This window comes from Catellatospora tritici (genome assembly GCF_019083965.1).
Taxonomy (GTDB): domain Bacteria; phylum Actinomycetota; class Actinomycetes; order Mycobacteriales; family Micromonosporaceae; genus Catellatospora; species Catellatospora tritici.
In genome coordinates this window covers 97,569-119,620 of record NZ_JAHRCY010000019.1, presented here as the reverse complement: position 1 = coordinate 119,620, position 22,052 = coordinate 97,569, and the positions used below count along the sequence as shown (strand labels likewise).

The 22,052-nt window shown below is 72.7% G+C and carries 7 protein-coding genes; 4 read left to right on the top strand and 3 right to left on the bottom strand.

The window, feature by feature from the left end; all coding sequences use genetic code 11:
• Positions 1-37: 37 nt before the first annotated feature.
• The 4 genes from KUA19_RS32440 (at position 38) to KUA19_RS32425 (ending at position 18,980) form a co-directional block, all read left to right on the top strand.
• A complete protein-coding gene (locus tag KUA19_RS32440; protein ID WP_217402217.1) occupies positions 38-8,017 on the top strand; it encodes a SpvB/TcaC N-terminal domain-containing protein in 7,980 nt (2,659 codons plus the stop codon).
• A 32-nt stretch (positions 8,018-8,049) separates the two neighbouring features.
• Positions 8,050-14,856, top strand: coding sequence for a neuraminidase-like domain-containing protein (locus KUA19_RS32435; protein ID WP_217402215.1), 6,807 nt, complete (start codon positions 8,050-8,052; stop codon positions 14,854-14,856).
• A 10-nt stretch (positions 14,857-14,866) separates the two neighbouring features.
• A complete protein-coding gene (locus tag KUA19_RS32430; RefSeq protein ID WP_217402213.1) occupies positions 14,867-18,145 on the top strand; it encodes a Tc toxin subunit A-related protein in 3,279 nt (1,092 codons plus the stop codon).
• Between the two features lie 85 nt (positions 18,146-18,230).
• A complete protein-coding gene (locus tag KUA19_RS32425) occupies positions 18,231-18,980 on the top strand; it encodes a hypothetical protein (RefSeq protein WP_217402211.1) in 750 nt (249 codons plus the stop codon).
• A gap of 94 nt (positions 18,981-19,074) precedes the next feature.
• Here KUA19_RS32425 and KUA19_RS32420 read toward each other — a convergent pair whose 3' ends face one another.
• The 3 genes from KUA19_RS32420 to KUA19_RS32410 all read right to left on the bottom strand — a co-directional run bounded on the left by KUA19_RS32420 (position 19,075) and on the right by KUA19_RS32410 (position 22,029).
• Positions 19,075-19,245 carry a hypothetical protein gene (locus KUA19_RS32420; protein ID WP_217402209.1) on the bottom strand — a complete coding sequence of 57 codons (171 nt, stop codon included), beginning with the start codon at positions 19,243-19,245 and terminating at the stop codon, positions 19,075-19,077.
• A 136-nt stretch (positions 19,246-19,381) separates the two neighbouring features.
• Entirely contained in the window at positions 19,382-20,914 is a 1,533-nt protein-coding gene (locus tag KUA19_RS32415; RefSeq protein WP_217402207.1) for an alkaline phosphatase D family protein, read from the bottom strand.
• Positions 20,914-22,029 (bottom strand): hypothetical protein, encoded by a 1,116-nt coding sequence (locus tag KUA19_RS32410; protein ID WP_254550442.1) that lies wholly within the window; start codon positions 22,027-22,029, stop codon positions 20,914-20,916. The genes KUA19_RS32415 and KUA19_RS32410 overlap by 1 nt, the downstream gene beginning before the upstream one ends.
• Positions 22,030-22,052: the final 23 nt, after the last annotated feature.

Sequence of the window (22,052 nt, the reverse complement as noted above, 5' to 3'; positions counted from 1 at the left end):
TTAGGCGCTGGTCCGAACGGGTGTCGGAAAGGGTCGCATGGAGTCGAAGCAGGTGGCCGCGCCGCAGGTCGCCCCCGCGCCGCGTGAGCACGCCGCCCCGGCCGGGCCGTCGCTGCCACCGTTGCCGACCGCGCCCGCGATCACCCTGCCCAAGGGCGGCGGCGCCATCCGGGGCATGGGCGAGAAGTTCGCCGCCAACCCCGCCACCGGCACCGGCACGTTCACCGTCCCGCTGCCGCTGAGCCCCGGCCGCGACGGCTTCGGCCCCAGCCTGGCGCTGGCCTACGACTCCGGGCGCGGCAACGGCCCGTTCGGGTTCGGCTGGGGCGTGGCCGTCCCGGCGATCACCCGCAAGACCGACAAGGGCCTGCCCACGTACACCGACGAGGATGTCTTCCTCATCTCCGACGCCGAGGACCTGGTCCCGGCGCACGACCCGGACGCGGACTGGGCCCCGATCACGCGCACCGGGGCGGGCTACACGGTCGATCGGTTCCGGCCCCGCGTCGAGGGGCTGTTCGCCCGGATCGAGCGCTGGACCGCCGACTCCGGCGACGTGCACTGGCGCAGCGTCACCCGCGACAACGTCACCACCGTGTACGGCCTGGACAGCGCGTCGCGGGTGCACGACCCCGCCGACCCGTCCCGGATCTACTCCTGGCTGGTCTGCCAGACCTGGGACGCCAAGGGCAACGCCGCGGTGTGGACCTACCTGCCCGAGGACGGCACGGGCGCGCCGGTCGGCAAGGTGCACGAGCGACACCGCACGGAGGCCGCCCGCGGGGCACACCGGCACCTCAAGAGCGTCCGCTACGGCAACCGCGTGTCGACGCTGGTCCAGCCCGACCTGTCCGCACAGGACTGGCTGTTCGAGGTGGTGTTCGACTACGGCGAGCACGACCCCGACCGGCCCACCCCCGCCGACACCGGCGACTGGACCTGCCGCCACGACCCGTTCTCCACCTACCGGCCCGGCTTCGAGGTGCGGCAGTACCGGCTGTGCCGTCGGGTGCTGATGTTCCACCACTTCCCCGACGAGCCCGGCGTGGGCCGCGACTGCCTGGTCCGCTCGGTCGAGCTGACCTACCGGGGCCCGGCCGGGACCGTGGCCCCCGCCGACGCCGCCACCCGGGGCGCCCCGCTGGGCACCTTCCTGGCCCGTGCCGTCCAGCACGGACACCGCCGCGACGGCGCCGGGTACCTGACCCGCTCGCTGCCGCCGGTGACGTTCGGCTACAGCCAGGCCGTGCTCGACGCGCCGATCCGCGAGACCGACCCCGACAGCCTCGCCGGGGTCCCGGCGGCGCCGGAGAAGGCCGGGCTGCGCTGGACCGACCTGGACGGCGAGGGTCTGTCCGGGCTGCTGGCCGAGGCGCCGGGCGGCTGGTGGTACAAGCACAACCTCGGCGGCGGCCGCTTCGACCGGCCGGTGCCGGTCGCGACCCTGCCCAGCCCGTCCGGGCTGCGCACCCGACGCCTGCTCGACCTGGCCGGGGACGGCACCCAGGACGTGGTCGAGTTCGGCGGCCCCACACCAGGGTTCTTCGAGCGCGACGGTGACGGTTGGGCCGCCTGGCGGCCGTTCGGGCAGCTGCCCCGGCTGGACTGGGACGACCCCAACCTGCGCTTCGTCGACCTCGACGGCGACGGCCGCGCCGACGTGCTGATCACCGACGCCGACGTGTACACGTGGTATCCGGCGCGGGGGGAGGACGGGTTCGGGGCGGCGCGGCGGGCGTACACGGCACTGGACGAGGACCGGGGCCCGCGGGTGGTGTTCGCCGACCGTACCCAGCAGGTGCTGCTGGCCGACATGTCCGGCGACGGCCTGACCGACCTGGTCCGCATCCGCAACGGCGAGGTCAGCTACTGGCCCAACCTCGGCTACGGTCGCTTCGGCGCCCGAGTCGTCATGGACGGCTCGCCGCTGCTGGACCACCCCGAGCTGTTCGACCACCGCCGGGTGCGGCTGGCCGACGTCGACGGCTCCGGCGTCACCGACCTCATCTACCTCGGCCGCGACGGCGTAAGCGTGCACCTCAACGAGTCCGGCAACGGCTTCGCCCCGGCCCGTACGCTCACCACCCTGCCGGTCGCCGACGGCGCCCTCGCGGACGTCGGCGCGATGGACCTGTTCGGCACCGGCACCACCTGCCTGGTCTGGACCTCGGCACTGCCCGGCGACGCCCGACGGCCGCTGCGCCACCTCGACCTGACCGGGGGCGTGAAACCGCACCTGCTGGTGGAGATGGCCAACAGCACCGGCGCGGTCACCCGGGTGCACTACACCGCCTCGACCACCTTCTACCTGGCCGACCGACTCGCCGGACGGCCGTGGGTCACCCGACTGCCCTTCCCGGTGCAGGTCGTCGACCGGTCCGAGGTGCACGATCTGATCGGGCGGCAGGTCTACACCACCCGCTACGCCTACCACCACGGCCACTTCGACGGGGTCGAGCGCGAGTTCCGCGGCTTCGGGATGGTCGAGCAGTGGGACACCGAGCAGTCCACCACCGACGTGGTGGGTCCGGACGGCCTGCCCGTGGTCGCCGCGCCGCCCGTCTACACCAAGACCTGGTACCACACCGGCGGCTGGGTCGAGGGCGCGGCGGTTTCGGCGCAGTACGCGCGCGAGTACTGGCGCGAGGGCGACCCCGGCGAGCTCGCGGCGCCCGGCCAGACCGACGCTCGGCTCGCCGCGATGCTGCTGCCCGACACCGTGTTGTCCGGCGGGGTGCTGCACCCCGACGGCAGCCGCACCGCGCGGGCGTGGACCGCCGAGGAGACCCGGCAGGCGTGCCGGGCGCTGAAGGGCTCGCTGCTGCGGCAGGAGGTGTACGCCCTCGACGGCTCCGCCGCGCAGGACCGGCCGTACACGGTGGCCGAGCGCGACTTCACCGTCGAGCTGCTGCAGCCGATGCTGCCGGGCCTGCGCCACGCGGTGCTGCTCGCCCACCCGCGCGAAGCGGTCACGTTCCACTACGAGCGGTCGCTGTTCCCGGTGGCGCAGGGCGCCGAGACCGTGCTGCGCGCCGACCCGCGTGTCGCCCACGAGTTCACGCTGGCCGTGGACGGCTTCGGCAACGTGCTGCGCAGCGCCGCGGTCGCCTACCCGCGCCGCTACCGCGCCCCGGAGAGCCTCGCTGTCGGCACCGGCCCGCAACTGCCCGAACACGCCCGCACCGCGCTGCGCGACGAGCAGGCCCGGGTGCACATCAGCGCCGTCGAGTACGACTTGACCGCACCCGCCGACACCGCGACCGCGTGGCGCGGGCCCGTGCCGTACCAGCTGCGCAGTTACGAGATCGTGGGCGCGGCCCCGGCCGCGGCGCTGCCGCACCTGACCAACCTGTTCGGCTTCGCCGAGCTCACCGCGTTGCTGGCCGTCGCCGCCGACGGCGCGCACGACCTGCCCTACCCCGACGTCGACGGCACCGGGGCCACACCGGGGCAGCCGTGGCGGCGGCTGCTGGACCACAGCCGCATCCTGTACCGCGCCGACGACCTGACCGCCGTGCTGCCGTTGGGGCAGGCGGGACCGCTGGCGCTGCCGTACGAGGGCTACCGGCTGGCGTTGACCGACGACCTGCTCGACGACGTGTTCGGTCGCGAGCGCCCCGACGGCACCACGGAACACCTGGTCCCCACCGACCCGGCGGCCCGCGCCGCGCTGCTGTCGGCCGAGGCGGGTTACGTGCGCGGCGCCGACCGAATCGCCGACGGTCGGTTCCCCGTGACCGACCCGGCCGGGCAGTGGTGGAGCCCGTCCGGGCGCAGCGGCTACAGCCCGGCCGCTACCGACACCCCGGCACAGGAGCTCGCCTACGCCAAGGCCCACTTCTTCCGGCCGCCCCGGTTCACCGACGCGTTCGGGCAGGCGCACCGGGTCCGCTACGACGGTTACGGGCTGCTCGTGCAGGAGACCGAGGACGCGCTGGGCAACCGGACCACCGCCGGTACCCGGGCCCCCGACGACACCACGCTGGACTCGTCGAGCCTGGACTACCGCACCCTGCAACCGGCGCTGACCATGGACCCCAACCGCAATCGCGGCGCGGTCCTTTTCGACGCGCTCGGCCTGGTCACCGCCATCGCCACGATGGGCAAGCCGGAACTGGTCGAGGGCGACACGCTGACCGGGGTGGTCGCCGACCCGCCGACCACGCAGATCCTGGCGCACCTGGCCGACCCGTACGCCGACCCGCACGCGCTGCTCGGCGAGGCGACCACCCGCTACCTGTACGACCTTGACGCCTACGCGCGCACCACCGCCGATCCGCAGCCGCAGCCGGCCGTGGCCTGCACCATCGCCCGGGAGGTGCACACCGCCGACCTGCCCGCCGGGCAGCAGAGCCCGGTGCGGCAGAGCCTGGCCTACACCGACGGGCTCGGCCGCCAGATCCAGGGCAAGAGCCAGGCCGAGGCGGGGCCGGTGGGCCCGGACGCGGTCTACTCGTCCCGGCGGTGGACCGGTACCGGCTGGGCCGTGCTCAACCAGAAGGGTCTGGCCGTACGCGAGTACGAACCGTTCTTCAGCACCCATCACCGGTTCGAGTTCGCCCCGGTGACCGGGGTCAGCCACGTGCTGTGCCACGACCCGGTCGGCCGGGTGGTGGCCCGGCTGCACCCGAACGCGTCGTACGAGAAGGTGGTCTTCGACCCGTGGCGCACCGCCGCCTGGGACGCCAACGACACCGTGCTGCTCGACCCGCGCACGGACCCCGACACCGCCGGGCTGCTCGGGCCGTACCTGGCGGCCGTGCCGGGTTGGCAGACCTGGCACGCCCGCCGCGCCACGGGCGCCCTGGGCACCCGGGCCAGGACCGCCGCGATCCAGACCGAGCAGCACGCGGCCACGCCCGGGGTGTCGCACCTGGACTCGCTGGCCCGCACCGTGCTGTCGGTGGTGCACAACCGGTACACCCGGCCCGACGCGTCGGTCGCCGAGGAGCTGTACCCGGTGCGCACCGTGTTCGACGCCGAGGGCAACCAGCGCGCGGTCGTCGACGCCCTCGGCCGGACCGTGGTGCGCCGCCGCTTCGACCTGGTCGCCAGCGTGCTGCGGGTGGCCAGCGCGGAGGCGGGGGAGACGCTGACCGTGCTGTCCTGCGACGGCAAGACGCTGCGCGCCTGGGACGGTCGCGACCACGCGGTCCGCAAGACCTACGACCCGCTGCGCCGCCCGCTCGCGGCGTACGTGCGCACCGGTGCCGCGCCGGAGACGCTGACCGAGCTGACCGTCTACGGCGAGAGCCACCCGCAGGGCCGCGAGCGCAACCTGCGTACCCGGTATCACCTGCACCTGGACCAGGCCGGGATGGTGGTGTCCGAACGCAACGACCTCGGCGGTGCCGCGCTGCGGGTGACGCGGCGCCTGGCCGCAGACCACCGCGCCGAACCGGACTGGGCGGCCGCGCTGGGCCTGTCCACCGCCGAGCAGGCCGAGGCGGCGCTGGCGCTCACCGCCGACCGGTTCACCACCGTCACCGCGTATGACGCCCTGGACCGACCGACCGTCATCACCTCGTTCACCGCCGCCACCGCCGTGGACGTGCCTGCCACCGCCGACGTGGTGCGGCTGCGCTACAACGCGGCGAACCTGCTCGACCGCGTCGACGTCCGGCTGCGCGGCGAGACCGGTGGCGACGGGCCGGTGTGGACCCCGTTCGTCACCGACATCGAGTACGACGCCAAGGGCCACCGCACCCGCATCGCCTACGGCAACGGCGCCCGCACCGACTACCGGTACGACCCCGCCACGTTCCTGCTGTCCGAACTGGTCACCACCCGGCCCGCGGGCGCCTACCCAGGCGACTGGACCGCACCGCCGGCCCCGCCCGGCGGGCTGCAGAACCTCAGCTACACGCACGACCCTTCCGGCAACATCACCGACGTGCGCGACGACGCCCAGCAGCGCGTCTTCTACAGCGGCACCGTCAGCGACCCGCACACCGGTTACGTCTTCGACGCGGCGTACCGGCTGGTGCGGGCGTCGGGACGGGAACACGTCGGCCAGGCCGACGCCCCGTGGAGCAGCCGCACCGACGCGCCCCGCACCGGGCTGGCCCATCCGCACGACGGCCAGGCGATGCGGCCCTACACCGAGACCTACGCCTACGACCAGGTCGGGAACCTGACCTCGATCACGCACCGGGCCACCGGCGGCGACTGGACCCGCACCTTCGAGTACACCGCGCCGAGCCTGCTCGACCCGGCGGCCACCGGCAACCGGCTGTCGCGGACCGTCACCGGCGCCCAACCCGCCGATACGTACGGCTACGACCCGCACGGCAACCTGCTGGCGCTGCTGGGCCTGCCGACACTGGGCTGGGACCACGCCGACCGGCTGCGCCGGGTGGTCCGCGACGGCGGCGACACCATCTGGTACTGCTACGACGGCAACGGCCAGCGCGTGCGCAAGGTGGTCGAGCGCCCCGACGGCAGCAAGGCGTCCGAGCGCGTCTACGCGGGCGTGCTCGACGTGTATCGCGAGTACGCCGCCGCGTCCGGTGCCGTCGCGCTGGAGCGGCAGACGTTGCAGGTCATGGACGACCGGCGCCGGGTGGCGATGGTCGAGACCCGCACCGCGGGCGCGGGCGGCGGCGAGCCTGAGCGGCTGATCCGCTACCAGTTCGACAACCACCTCGGCAGCGGCTGCGTCGAACTCGACGACCGCGCCCGGGTCATCTCCTACGAGGAGTTCCATCCGTACGGCTCCACGTCGTACCAGGGGGTGCGCAGCGGGCTGGAGGCGCCGAAGCGGTACCGGTACACCGGCAAGGAGCGCGACGAGGAGACCGGGTTCGCCTACCACGGCGCCCGCTACTACGCGCCCTGGCTGGGGCGCTGGCTCAGCGCGGACCCGGCCGGGCTCGCCGACGGCGTCAACGTGTACGCCTACGCCCGCGGCAACCCGATCGTCAACTCCGACCCGACCGGCCACCTGAGCTGGGGCCAGTGGGCGGGCATCGCCGCGGCCGTGGTGGTCGGCACAGTGATCACCGTCGGCACGGCCGGTCTGGCCGGTCCGGTGGTGGGCACGGTCGCGGCGGGCATCATCGGCGGCATCGTCGGCGGCGCGGCCGGTGGCGCGATCGGCGAGGTCGTCGAGGCGGCCGTGGACGACAGGCCCATCACCGCGGCGAACGTCGGCCGCGCCGCGCTGGTCGGCGCGGTTGTCGGCGGCGTCTTCGCCGGTGCGGGCGCGGCCGCCTCCGCCGTGGCCCGGTCGGCGGCCGGGCGTGCGGTCGGCCAGGCGATAGCCAGCTCCGCGGCGGGCACGGCCGCGCGCAGCCTCGCCACCCGGATCGCGTCCTCGGGCGCGGGTCAGGCGGTGCGCGGCGCGGCGGGCCGGGTGGCCGCCTCCCGGGTCGGGCAGGCCGTGGCGGCCGGGGCCGAGGGCATCGGCGGGGGCCTGCGCAACCTGCACGAGGCGGGGGAGCGCGCGGGCAGCGCCCTGGCCCGCCGGATCGAGGGCACCGCGCTGGGGCGGTTCGTCCTGCCCCGACCGCAGGTGCCGGGCGTGAACCTGGGCCAGGGCGCCGAGGTGGCCGAGCAGTTCCGGCAGCATTTCGGCCAGCGGCCCGAGGCGCTGGACGTGGTCGGCAGCCGCGCCGAGGCCCAGGCGACCGGGGCGTGGCCGGAGGGTTCCGGCCCCGGCACCAGCGACGTCGACCTCTACGTCACCACCGAGCTGGACCAGTTGACCAAGCACGGCGGCCCCGGGTTCGACTTCTTCCGCGACATCAACCCCGGCCGGGTGCCCGAGGGTGTCACCGGCATCGGCCACGGCGCCACCGAGGCGTTCATCGGTAGCGGCCCCGGCACGATCCCCAAGGCGGGCCTGCTCGACCCGTTCTTCGGACCCGGGCCGACCGGCGACTACATCTTCCGGATCTGGCCCACGCCGATCGCCCCGCCCATGGGCGGTCTCGGCGGCGCGGCCGGGGTCGTCACCCCGGACGACGACGACCGCAGGGTCACCCCGACCCCGATGGTCACCATCGGCACGTTCTGACCGAGCAACCGTCTATGACCACAGGAGCTTCAATGGACCACCAGCCGGGCATGGTTCCCGACGACCAGGCGGCGCAGGCGCGGGCCAGACGGCTCGGTCCCGACCACGAACCCACCGTCGTCCTCGGTGAGGAGCCGACCCTGATGCTGCCCCTGCAGCCCGGGGCGGTGCCGACCACGAGGGTGCCACCGGCGGCCGAGGTGCGGGTGCCGCCCGCGCGCGAGGACGGGCAGTCGCCGCCGAAGGTGCCCGCGCAGCCGGTCGGCGGCGGCGAGTCCGGCTCGTACCGGGTGTACGGCACGGTCACCACCGACGAGCAGCGGGCGCTGCCCGGCGTACGCGTGCTGGTGTACGGCGTCGCCGTCGGCCGTGACACCGTCCTGGCCGAGACGGTCACCGACCGCCGGGGCGACTACGCCGCCGTATTCGAGCAGGCGCTGCGCGCCGGTGACGCCCCGGACGTGCTGGTCCGGGTGCTGCCCGCCAAGGGCGAGACGGTGCTGGCCGCCTCGGAGGTGCGCTACAACATCGCCGCGGAGCTGCGCGTCGACGTCACCGTCGCGGTCGCGACCCTGGGCCGCGCCGACGAGCACGGCCGCCTGACCGGCGCGCTGCGGACGCACCTGGACGGCCTGGACCTGTCCGAGCTGCGCGAGGACGACGAGCGCACCGACCTGACGTACCTGGCGAACAAGACCGGGTGGGACGCGCGCCTGGTCGCGATGGCCTCGACCGCGCAGCGGCTCAGCCGCGGCACCGAGGTGCCCGCCCCGCTGTACTACGCGCTGTTCCGGGCCGGGGTGCCCACCAGCGGCTCGGCCGTCGGGCGGCTGTCCGAGCGGCAGCTGACCGGGGTATGGGAGCAGGCCGCCAAGACCGGAGTGATCGAGCCGGAACTGGCCCGGATGATCCCCGACGCGGTGGGCCGGGTCCGGGAACTGGGCGCTCAGGAGCTGCTGGACGACGACTCCTACCCCGGCCCGTCCACGCTGGCCGAACTGCTGCGGGTGTCCGGGCTGGAGGGTGAGGCGCAGGTCCGCTACGCCCGGCTGCTGCAGGAGCACCAGTCGTCGCCGAAGGCGTTCTGGAAGCAGGCGGCCGAGGTGTTCGGCGAGGACACCGCCGCCCGGCTGCGGGTGGACAGCCAGCTCGCCGACCTGACCGTCAACAACGCCGCCCTGGTCGCCCGGGTCCGCGAGTCCGTCGACCCGTCGTCCACGACCGACCTGGTCCGGGCGGGGCTCTACCGGCGTGAGGGGTGGGACAAGGTTGCCGGGCGGGAACTGGTCGTGCCCGAGGGGATCCCGGGCGACGACGCCGCCACCAAGCGCGCCAACTACCTGGACCTGCTCGCCGACCAGGTGCGGCTGAGCCACCCCACCGCGGTCGTGGCCGACCTGGTCCGGCGCGAGGAGATCCCGGTCTCGGCCGAGGCGCGCGGGGGCGTGCAGGAGTTCCTGGCCGCCAACGCGGGCGACTTCGAGATCGGCGTGCACCCGGTCGACGGCTGGCTGTCCCGCACCGGCATCCGGGTCGAGGAGCCGGTGCTGCACGGGCTGCGCACCCTGCAGCGCGTCTACCAGATCAGCCCGTCGGACGCGGCCATGGCGCACCTGCTGCGCAACGACATCGACGCCGCCTACACGGTCACCCAGTACGACGAGGACGAGTTCGTCGGCGCGTTCGCCGACGGCGTCGGCGGCACCGAGGCCGCGAAGCTGGTCTACGCCAAGGCGCAGCAGGTCCGCCACGCGGTGCTGAACGTGACCACGCAGTACCTGTCCTGGCAGAGCAGCGCCGCGCTGACCGTGCTGCCGACCTCGGCCGAGCCGGAGACCGCCGTCACCGCGTTCGCGGCCGTGGCCGCCGCCCCGGCCGACCCGAACGCCGGCGACCTGATCGTGCACCCCACGCTGGAGCAGCTGTTCGGGGAGATGGACTTCTGCTCCTGCGACCACTGCCGCTCGGTGCTCAGCCCGGCGGCGTACCTGGTGGACCTGCTGCAGTTCCTGGACCTGCGTCGCTACAACGCGGCCGGGGTCGAGCTGCCGAAGAACTACACCAAGGACAACCCGCTCGACGTGCTGCTCTCGCGCCGCCCCGATCTCGCCGAGATCGATCTGACCTGTGAGAACACCAACACCGCGCTGCCGTACATCGATCTGGTGAACGAGGTGCTGGAGCACTACACGGTGGCCGGGTCGCTGACCGGGTTCACCGGGTTCAACATCGACGCCGACACCACCACCCCGCAGCTGCTGGCCGCGCCGCAGCACCTGAACGAGGCCGCGTACGCCCCGCTCAAGGACGCGGTGTTCCCGGTGGCGCTGCCGTTCCACCGACCGCTGGCGGCGCTGCGGCGGCACCTGACCGCGTTCGAGACGCCGCTGCACCAGGCGATGGCGTCGTTGCGGCGGTCGGAGGCGCTGACCTCGCCCGGCGGCAGCCCGGCGAGCGCCTACGCGTGGCGCGACATCCTCATCGAGCGGCTGGGGCTGACCCGCAAGGCGTACCAGGTGCTCACCGACGGGTCGCTGAGCCTGTCCGACCTGTACGGCTCGACCGCCACCGGCGCCGCGCTGATCGCCGAGCTGAGCAACGCCAAGGCCCTGTCCCGGCGGCTCGGCCTGACCTACCAGGAGCTCATCGACCTGCTGCGCACCGACGCGGTCAACCCGGCCGCCCGGCTGCTGCCCTACGTCGAGGCACTGCACGTCGGCTTCGGGGCGATCGAGGCGCTGCACGGCGGCACGCTGACCCCGGCGGCGTTCACCGCGCTGCTGCCCGACGACCTGGACACCGCGAGCTACGGCGGCGATGTGCCCGGCTGGGTGCAGGCGCACTACGCCGAGATCATGTCGCTGCTGGTGCTGGTCGACCCCGACGGCGGCACCGACCTGTGCGCCTTCGACCAGCTCGAGGTGCGCCACGCCCCGGCCGACATGACCGCCAACCGGATGACCGAGCTGGACCTGCACCGGCTGCACCGGTTCGTGCGGCTGCAGCGGGCCCTGGGCTGGACCATCGCCCAGACCGACAAGGCGTACGCGGCGCTGTACCCGGCCGCGCAGCTGCCCCAGCCCGCCGACGCTCCGGCCGCCGCGCTGACCAAGCTGGACCAGGGCTGGACCACGCTGACCGAACGCCTCGCGCACGTGGTCGCGCTGTCAGTCGAGCTGCCCGCCGCGCCGAAGAAGGAGCTGACCAAGCTGCTGGCCTGCGTCGCGCCGATCGGCACCCGGGGCGCCGACTCGCTGTACCGCCAGCTGTTCCTCAGCCCCGGCGTGCTCAACCTCGACCCGGCGTTCAAGCCCGGCCCGACCGGCGCGGTGCTCACCGACGCGACCGCGAAGCTGGCCGACCACACCGTCGGCGTCACCGCCGCCGTCGGCGTGACACCGGGGGAGTACGCCGCGATCGCGGCCGCGCTCGGCTACACCGCCGCCACCCCGCTGACGCTGGACACGGTGTCGGCGGTTTACCGGTACGCCTATCTGGCCCGCAAGCTCAAGCTGAGCATCGCCGAGCTGGTCACGCTGCGGGACCTGTCCGGCATCGACCCGTTCGGGCCGCTGACCGCCGTCGACCCGCCGCTGCCGAGGTTCGTCGCCCTGGCCCGGCTGGTCGCCGAGGCAGGCGTGAAGCTGCCCCGGCTGGCGTACTTCCTGCGGCACGAGGACCCGACCGGCAAGTCTTCGCCCACCCCGGCCGACGTGCTCGCCTTCGCCCGCCAGCTGCGCGCCGACCTGGGCCAGATCGAGCGGGACAACGCCGTCGGCGAGGACCCGACCGGCGAGGTCGCCAAGTCCAAGTTCGCCCTGGTGTACGGCGCCCCGACCGCCGACACGTTCTTCGGGCTGCTCACCGGCGCGGCGGCCGTGTCGGTGGCCTACGACAACGGCGGCGACCTGCCAGCCGCCACGGCCGCGCTGGCGTCCGCGCTGTCCTATGACGACTTCGCCAAGACGCTGACCTACCGCGGCCTCATGACCGACGCCGCCCACACCGCGCTGCAGGCCGCACCGGGCATGCCCGCCGGGTTCGACCCGGCCGTCACCGCCCTGCGCGACGCCACCCGCGCCGGGTACGCGACCTTCTTCGCCCGCTACCCGGACCTGCGGCCGCTCTACGACACGTTCGCCGACGCGACCACCCCGCTGCCCGACCGGTTCGCGGCACTGACCGCGTCGTTCCTGCCGACGCTGCGCCGCGAGCTGAAACTGCGCCTGGTCCGCCAGACCATAGCCACGCTGGCCGAGACCACCCCAGCCGCTGCCCGCGCGCTGTTGGAGGACCAGGTACTGCTGCACGGCGCCACCGGCACCGGCCCGGCCGTGGACGACCTGCTCGGTGTCGAGCAGCCAGGTGTGGCGGCCGCGCTGCCGCCCGGCACGCACCGCTGGCACCTGGACCCGCCCGCGTCCGGCTTCTACCACCTGCTGGTGCAGACCACCGGCACGGTCACGCTGACCGTCGCCGGGGCACCGGTCGCGGTCACCCAGACCGCCGGAGTGTGGCGCAACACCCAGCCGATCGAGCTGACCGCGGGGCTGCTCACCGAGGTCGCGCTCACCGTCGCCTCGGCCGACCCGACGGTACGGGCCACCGTCCGCTGGGAGAGCCCCGGCCTGGCCCGCGACGTCGTCCCTGGCGCCGCCCTGTTCCCGGCCGCGCAGCTGGACCGGTTCTCCCGCACCTACCTACGGCTGCTGAAGGTGTTCGGGCTGGCCGAGCTGCTGCAGCTGAGCACCGCCGAGCTGCGGTACTTCGCCCTGGCGGGCGGAGCGAGCTGGCTGCCGGACGTGCCGGTGGTCGCCCAGCCGGGCCCGGCCGGGCTGACCGCCGCGCAGGCCCTGTTCACGGCCGTGCGGCGGGTGCTGGTGTTCGGGCGGCTGCGTACCGAGCTCAAGGTGCGCGACGACTCCCTGGTCGCGGTGCTCGCCGACCCCGGCGTGCCGGCGGCCGACGGCACGCTGCTGCGCACCCGGGTGACCCACTGGGACGAGACGGCGCTGGCGGCGGTGCTGACACACCTCGGCCTGACCACGGCATCGCTGTCGGACGTCACCGCGTTCGCGCGGGTGCGGGAGGTGTTCGCGACCGCCGCGGCGCTGCGGCTACCGCCCCAGCCGCTGCTGGCCGCGATCACCAACGAGCCGACCGGCCAGAACGTCCGCGACCTGCAGGGCGCGCTGCGCGCCCAGTACGACGACGCCGCCTGGTTCGAGGTGTTGCGCCCCGTCAACGACGACCTGCGCGACCAGCAGCGCGACGCGCTGGTGGCGGTGATCCTTGACCGGATGCGCAAGTCTTCGCTGACCGACCACATCGACACCCCGGACCGGCTGTTCGAGTTCTTCCTGCTCGACGTCGAGATGGAACCGTGCATGCAGACCTCGCGGATCCGGCTGGCGCTGTCGGCGGTGCAGCTGTTCGTGCAGCGCTGCCTGCTGAACCTGGAGGACCGGGTCGCCGCCTCCTCGATCAAGGCCAAGCGCTGGGACTGGATGAAGCGATACCGGGTCTGGGAGGCCAACCGCAAGGTCTACCTGTGGCCGGAGAACTGGCTCGACCCGGTGCTGCGCGACGACAAGTCGCCGTTCTTCAAGGAGCTGGAGAGCGAGCTGCTGCAGTCCGACCTGACCGAGGAGACCGCCGCCGAGTCGCTGCACCACTACCTGGAGAAGCTCGGCGAGGTCGCCCGACTGGAGATCGTCGGCATGTACGTCGAGGAGCACGAGTCAGGCACCCGCGCCGACGACGTCGTGCACGTCATCGGCCGCACCGCCGGGGCCCGGCGCAAGTACTTCTACCGCCGCCAGGCCAATCTCAGCTGGTCGGCGTGGGAGCGCATCAACCTGGACATCGAGGACGCCCCGGTGCTGCCGGTGATCTGGCAGGGCCGCCTGCTGCTGTTCTGGACCTCGGTCGCCCAGCAGCAGGCGACGCAGCCGAAGCTGGCCTCCGGCGACGGCACCACCACCCTGGCCAACCTGCCGATCAGCTCGCTGGCCACGGCTCCGGCCACCACGCCCGTGGGCGCCCAGCTCTACTGGAGCGAGTACTGGGGCGGCAAGTGGCAGGCGCCGCGCACCTCCAACCCGGAAGAGCCGCTGTCGCTGGGCACCCACACCGTCGGCACGTTCGACCGGGCCAAGCTGTCGCTCAGCTCCTGGGAGAAGGGCAGCGCGCTGCTGGTGCGGGTGCACTACGCGGGCGGCTCGGGTGGCTACTTCAAGCTGTACCAGCCGCGCAGCATGCCCGTCCGCAGCACCGAGGACCCGCAGCCGCTTACCACCGCGGAGCTGTTGAGCGCGTTCATGCTGCGCCACCGGGACGTCACGGTCGTGTCCGGCAAGCTGAAGGCGTCGTACTGGGACCCGACTTCGGCGTTGAAGGGCAAGGACCTCGACGCGCACACGGTGCTGGACCGCGCGCCGCTGGCGGGCGTGGTCCAGCCGATGCAGTACGGCATGGCGGAGCCGTTCCAGGCGCCGTTCTTCGTGCAGGACCGGCAGCACGCGTTCTACGTCACCCCGGCCGAGTCGTGGGTGCCGATCGAGCAGAAGCCGCCGCACGTCCGGTTCGGGCGCCCCGACCGGCTCTACGAGATCCCGAACCTGAAGCTCAAGCCCGACCCGCGCTACGAGGTGATCCCGGAGTTCACCCTGCCCCGGCCGCCGGAACCGCTGGAGGGGCCACTGAAGCTGCGCACGGACGTGCTGCAGGAGCACACCATCCGCACCGGCCTGCTGGACAAGTCCACCGTCATGTTCAACGGCCGCGCCGTCGGCGCCGCCAACTCCATCGGCGCCCAGCAGGCGCCCGGGCTGCGCTGAGGAGCGGGCAATGGCCAAGTACACCGACGTCGGCTTCCACGACTACCAGGTGACCAAGCACGTAAAGGCGACGGAGGTGCTGCTGGCGCAAGAGATGCGGATCTCCTACGACTTCGACAACCACTTCCACCCGTACGTCGACAAGCTGGTGGAGCTGCTGAACCAGGGGTCCACCGCCGGGATGCTCGACGTCAAGGCGCACGAGGCGATGCACGAGGCGTTCTTCTCCGCCAACTACTCGCCGGTGGTGGCCGACAACACGGTGCGGGTGTCGTACCACGACAAGAACCTCGACGTGGCCGAGAGCGGATCGTACGCCAACTACAACTGGGAGCTGTTCTTCCACGTGCCGACGCTGGTCGCCGCGCACCTGTCGTCGGTCGGCCGGTACCCGGAGGCGCAGCGCTGGTTCCACTTCGTGTTCGACCCGACCACCGACGACGTGTCCAAGCCCGCGCCGGAGCGCTACTGGCGGTTCCTGCGGTTCCGGCAGGGCGTGGGCGGAAAGCAGATCGAGGAGCTGCTCAACCTGCTGGGCAAGCCCGCCGACCAGTGCACCGCGGCGGAGAAGGCCGAGAAGGAGCTGATCCTCGCCGGGTACGAGGCGGTGCGCAAGAACCCGTTCCAGCCGCACGCGGTCGCCCGCACCCGCCCGATGGCCTACGAGTACTGGGTCGTCATGCGCTACCTGGACAACCTGATCGCCTGGGGCGACAGCCTGTTCCAGCAGGACACCATCGAGACCATCAACGAGGCCACGCAGCTGTATGTCCTGGCCGCCAACATCCTCGGCCCGCGCCCGCAGCAGGTGCCGCCGCGCGGGGTGGTCCGGCCGCGCAACTACCGGCAGCTCAAGGCCGCCAAGCTGGACCCGTTCAGCAACGCGCAGGTGACCCTCGAAGGCACGTTCCCGTTCAACCTGGTGCTGCCGTCGGGCACCGGCGGGGGCGAGTCGTCCGGGCCGCTGTTCGGGTTGGGCACCACGCCGTACTTCTGCGTGCCGCACAACGACAAGTTGATGACGTACTGGGACACCGTCGCCGACCGGCTGTTCAAGATCCGCAACTGTATGAACATCGCCGGGGTGGTGCGCCAGCTCGCCCTGTTCGACCCGCCGCTGGACCCCGGCATGCTGGTCAAGGCCGCCGCCGCGGGCATCGACATCGGCTCGCTGGTCGCGGGCCTGCACCAGCCGCTGTCGCCGGTGCGCGCCTCGCTGATGCTGAGCAAGTCGCTCGAACTGGCGAGCGAGGTGCGCTCGCTGGGCGGCACGCTGCTGTCGGCGCTGGAGAAGAAGGACGCCGAGGCGCTGGCCCGGCTGCGTCAGACCCAGGACATCGCCGTGCAGGAGCGGCTGCGCGACGTCAAGTTCCTGCAGTGGAAGGACGCCGAGGAGCCCGCCGCCGGGCTGCTGCGCACCCGGGCGGCGATCTTCGACCGGTACCGGCACTTCCAGCTGCTGCTGGGCGGCAACGCCCAGGCGCTGGAGCAGCTGCGCACGGTCACGCTGACCCGGGCCGAGCTGACCGAGGAGAACTTCGACGAGGTGTACGGCAACCTGGTCGAGAGCTACGGCAAGGACGTGGCGCTGGAGGACGACAACCCGCCGCCGCTGTTCGGCAACGCCGACCCCAAGTCCGACAGCGGCGCGGCCGGCGCCGGACGGCTGCGCCTGATCGCCAACGAGCACACCGAACTCAACGTGCACCAGCCCGCCGCGCGGTCCAAGCAGAAGAGCGCCACGGACAAGGACGAGCTGTTCGGAGTCCTGGGCATGCTGCCCAACCTCGGTGTCGACTTCGCGTTCTGGGGCATGGGCGGGCACCTGGAGTTCGGCGGCCCGGCCCTGTCCGCCGTCGGCCGTATCCTGGCCGGCAAGGACCGCGCCGAGGGCGACGCCGAGACCTACCAGGGCAACCGGGTCGCCCGCATCGCCGGGTACGAGCGGCGGGTGGGCGACTGGATCCAGCAGAGCAACGCCGCCGCGCACGAGCTGATGCAGAACGGCCGCCAGATCGTCGGCGCGCTGCTGCGCGAGCAGATCACCCGGCACGAGTACGAGACGCACAAGGCGCAGATCGAAAACGCCAAGGCGGTCGACGCGTACCTGGCGGAGAAGTTCACCGGCACCGACCTGTACCACTGGATGCAGGGCGAACTGTCGCGCCGCTACTTCGACGCGTACCGGATGGCCTCGGACCTGGCCCGCAAGGCCGAGCAGACGATGAAGCGCGAGCTGATGCGCCCCGAGCTGGACGGCCAGTCGTTCGTCCGGTTCGACTACTGGGACGGCGGCCGCAAGGGCCTGCTGTCCGGTGAGGCGCTCTACCTCGACGTCAAGCGGATGGAGCTGGCCTACCACGAGCACAACAAGCGCGAGTACGAGCTGACCAAGCACGTCTCGCTGGCCCAGCTCGACCCGGTGGCGCTGCTGCGCCTGCGGGCCACCGGCACCTGCGAGTTCTCCGTCCCCGAATGGCTGTACGACCTGGACACCCCCGGCCACTACCTGCGCCGCATCAAGAGCGTGGGCGTGACGATCCCGGCGGTGACCGGGCCCTACACCAGCGTGCACGCCACCGCGTCGCTGCTGCGCAGCTCGGTGCGCACCTCGGCGCTGCTGAGCGAGGGCGAGTACACCCGCCAGTCCGGTGAGGACGGCCGGTTCCTGGACTATGAGGGCACCGTCCAGTCGGTGGTGACCAGTGGCGCGAGCGCCGACAGTGGCCTGTTCGAGACCAACCTGCGCGACGAGCGGTTCCTGCCGTTCGAGGGCTGCGGCGCGGTCGGCACCTGGCGCCTGGAACTGCCCGCGAAGTACCGGCAGTTCGACTACGGCACCGTCTCCGACGTCGTACTGACCATCCGCTACACCGCCCGCGAGGGCGGCGCCCAGCTGCGCGGCAAGGCCGTCGACCGGGTCGAGGAACTGGTCACCGAGGCGTCGACCTCGGGCCTGGTCCGCCTGCTGAGCCTGCGCCAGGACTTCCCGGCCCAGTGGCACGCCTTCACCACCGGCGAGGCCGACTTCACCGCCGAGCTGACCCCGGTCCACCTGCCCTACTTCGCCAAGGACGAGACGGTCCAGATCGACAAGGTCGACCTGTACGCCGTCGACGGCACCGACCTGCTGGCCGCCCAGGCCCCGCCCGCCCTGGCCACCGCCCTCACCGACGGCCTCGCCGACGACCCCGCCACCGCCACCATCACCCTGCCCGCCGACGACGACGTGGTCCGCCGCGACCCCACCGCCGACGTCTACGTCCTCCTCCGCTACTCCTTCGCCTGACCCCAGGTAAGGAAGGGCCCCTTCTTATCGCAATGCGTGGTAGAAGGGGCCCTTCTTAACGCCAAGCGTTCGCTACGCTGCGGCGATGGTGAGGGTCACGAACCGGCCGATGATCGGTTGCTACCAGGGCGTCAGGGTCACGGTCGACGTCGAGCCCGCAGCTGAGAGCAGCCTCGCCGTCGCCGACGACTTCATCGATGCGCGCGGCCCCCACGTCGAGTTCCTGCGGGAGGACCTCGCCAACCAGGAGTGGGTGGCCGAGTTGACCGCCGGAGCACTCAAGGGCGCCCGACACACCCTTGCCCATGAGGAGTACCGCACCGGACCGTTGCGCGTGGTGCTGGTCAAGCACTACCTGCACGTCGTCGATTCGGGTTGGGGAGCGATGCAGGCGGCGACCAGCCGGGCGATCCGCGAGGCGATCGGACGGCTTCCGCATCGCATGGTCACCGAGTGGGTGACCTTCACCGAGACCGGGCCGGTGGTGCGGCTGACGAACCCGGTGTCCGACGACGGCTGGTCGGAGGCGGCGGTGAGCATCGAGGTCGCGCCCGCCGCCGCGCGTCGCGTGACGCTGGCCGACGACTTCGCGAACGCCACACCGGCGCCCCGGCTGTCCACGGCCGAGTCAGCCGCCATCGCGGGGATCACGCTCGCCGCCGCGCACAAGGCGCTCGACGAGCACGAGGCCAGGGTCGGCCCGCTCCACGTCAAACTGCTCGGCCACGCCAGCGGCGACATCCACCCGCGCTCGGTAGACCTCCAGTACGAGTTCGCCGTCGGCGCGGCCGTGCGGATGGCCGTCGAGCAGCTCGAGTTCGCACTGGCCGAATGACGGCGGGCCCCGTGCCGACGTCGCCACCCGACAACATCGGTCCACGACCTACACCGCATACGGTGTGATCACACCGTATGCGGTGTGGCTGAAATCAGAGTTTGTTCCTGCTGCGGACGTACGCCACCCGGTCGTCGAGGAACTCGCGGAGTTCGTGGACGGCGCGGCGGCCGGTCTCGGTCGTGCTCAGGCAGCGGTAGTGGGCCACCGCGTCGTCGAAGCCGGCCAGTGGCGATCGGGTGTCGAACAGGCCCTGCGGGAACATCACCGGCTCCTGGTCGGAATGGACGGCCTCGTCGCATACAGCGCAACGGGTCTTGCCCGGTAGGAAGAGTGCCATGTGGTCCGCCTGGGTCGAGGGTCCCGGCCGGAACGACCGGGACCTCTCGTCATCAGTGCCGCTACGGGTTGCGGCGGTACTGCGCCGCCGAACCCTTCGTGGCTGGATCCTCGTATGCCCCCGCCCGGCCTCGGTCGACGTACCAGCTGCTCAGGGTGCTGACGGTGGCGTTGGGGTCGGCGCGGTCGGCGACCACGCGCAGGCGGGTGGTCCAGCGCTGCGGGGTCACCTCGTACAGGTCGTAGCCGTAGCGGTTGCCCTCGAAGTACTGCAGGTGCGGGTTGACCTGGCCCAGGCGCGGGCCGTTGGTGGCATTCCAGCTCGACGAGTAGCCACCGGACGTGGTCGAGTGCGCCACGAACTCAGTGCCGATCACCGGCGCGGACAGGTTGTCGAAGTCGGGGCGTACGTCCTGGATGAACGCGCTGTGCCAGTCGCCGGTGATGGTGACGAAGTCGGCGATGCCCGCCTGCTGGGCGTACGTCAGCACCTCGGTGCGTTCGGTCCGGAATCCGTCCCACTGGTCGGTGAACATATAGCCACCGTCGGGGTTCTTCTGCTGGCTCAGGAAGATCGAGTTGACCCAGCAGTGCCAGCCGCCGCTGCGGCCGCTGACCCGGCTCTTGAGCCACTGCTTCTGTGCGGCGCCGAGGATGCTGCCCCCGGTGACGTTCTGCTCCGACCGGTACTGCCGCAGGTCCAGGATCACCAACTCCAGCAGGTCGCCCCACTGGCGGTACCGGTAGAGCTGCGGGTCGGGCAGGGCCGAGTCGGCGCCCTCGATGCGCAGCGGCAGGTGCTCGTACCAGCCCTGGTAGGCGGCGGCCCGGCGGGCCACGAAAGTGGCGGCGCCGCGTGAGCCGGAGTAGTCGTTGACGACCTCATGGTCGTCCCAGGTCAGGTAGAACGGGTGCGCGGCGTGCAGGTCGCGCAGCAGCGGGTCGCCCTTGTAGAGGGCGTGCAGTTTGCGGTAGTCGGTCAGGGTGTAGGCGGTGCCGAGTTCGGAGCCCTCGTACACGTAGTCGCCGAGGTGGACGACGAATTCGAGGTTGGTGTCGGCGGCCAGGTCGCGCATGCCCGGGTATTCGCCGGACTGGTAGTTCTGGCAGTTCAGGGACGCGAATCGGACCGAGGCGACCGAGCCGGTCGGGGCGGTCTTGGTGCGGCCGATCCGGCTGTACTGCCCCAGCGCCCGGAACCGGTACCAGTACCGCCGACCAGGGGTGAGCCCGTCGACCACCACGTGCACACTGTGGCCCAACGTCACCGACGCCGGAACCGAGCCGGACGCGACGATCGCCGACATGGCCGAGTCCGTGGCGACCTGCCAGTCGACCTGCACGATGTCGGGCAGCGGCTGCACGTCGGCGAGCGGGTCGGGCGCGAGCCGGGTCCACAGCACGACGCTGGTCGGCAGCGGGTCGCCTGAGCCGACGCCGACGGTGAACGGGGCGGCGTCCCAGCTGGCCCCGAGCGCCGCCGCGGCGGCGTACGCGGCCTGCGGTCCGAGTTCGCGAAACAGCGGCCAGGCGGTGGTGAGCGCGCCCGCGCCCAGCGCGGCCTGCAGCAGGGTGCGGCGGTCGAGGGTGGGCATCAGGCACCTCCGGGGGTGACGGTCAGGGACAGTGAGTCGGCGTAGCCGTCGTTGGAGGTGCCGCCGGAGCGGGTGAACAGCAGCTCCACCTGGGCGGTGCGGCTGCCCACGGGCACGGTGCCGGTGGCGGTGCGCTGCAGCAGCGCGGTGGCGTTGCCGCGCTGGGTGGCGGTGACCGGGCCGAGCACGACCGTCGCCAGGGTCGTCCCGGCCGCGTTGCGGAACGCGACGGACAGCTGTGCCGTGTCGGTCTGGTCGGCGTACCCGCCGAGCCAGGCGGCGACGTCGTAGCGGGTGGTGCCCGCGTCGATGGCGGCGGGGTCGGGCAGGGTCACGGTCTGGCCGAGTCGGCTGCGGGCGGCGGTGCCGCCGCCGAAGAAGTTCGCGCCCCGGTCGCTCGGGCCGGGGGTGCCGCTGGTGGGGTAGCCGCCGCCGGTGGCGTACGAGATGACGGCCGTGCCGCCTTCGACGTGGGTCCAGCCGGGGATGCTGGTGGTGGGCGAGCCGGTGCCGCCGGGGCCGGTGTCGCCGCCCGGGTTGGTGATCAGGTTGGCGCTGGTCTGCGACACCGTCGACAGCGTGAGCCAGAGGCTGTCGGCGTAGCCGTCGTTGGCGGTGCCGCCGTCGCGGGTGAACAGCAGCAGCACCCGCGCGGTACGGCTGCCCGGCGGCACGGAGCCGGTTTGGCGCCGCTGCAGCAGGCCGGTGGCGCCGCCCCGCTCGGTGGCGGTGACCGGGCCGAGCACGACCAGCGCGAGCGGCTGCCCGGCGGCGGAGAGGAACTCCACCGACAGCCGTACGCCGTCGTCCTGAGCGGCGTAGCCGCCCAGCCAGCCGCCGGTGTCGAACCGCACCGTGCCCGCGTCGATCTGCGCCGTCAGCGGCAGCGTGATCGTCTGGCTGAGCCGGGTGCGGGCGGAGTCGCCGCCGCTGAGGAAGTTCGCGCCCCGGTCGGCCGGTCCGGGGCTGGTCGAGGTCGGATAACCGCTGGTGCCGTACGCGACGATCGCGGCGACACCCTCCACCGTGGTCCACCCGCTGACCGGGCTGGGGGTCCCGGTGCCGCCGCTGGTCGCGTCGGCACCGGGGTTGACGATGAGATTCGCTGTCTGCATCACGCCTCCTGGCAGGATCGACA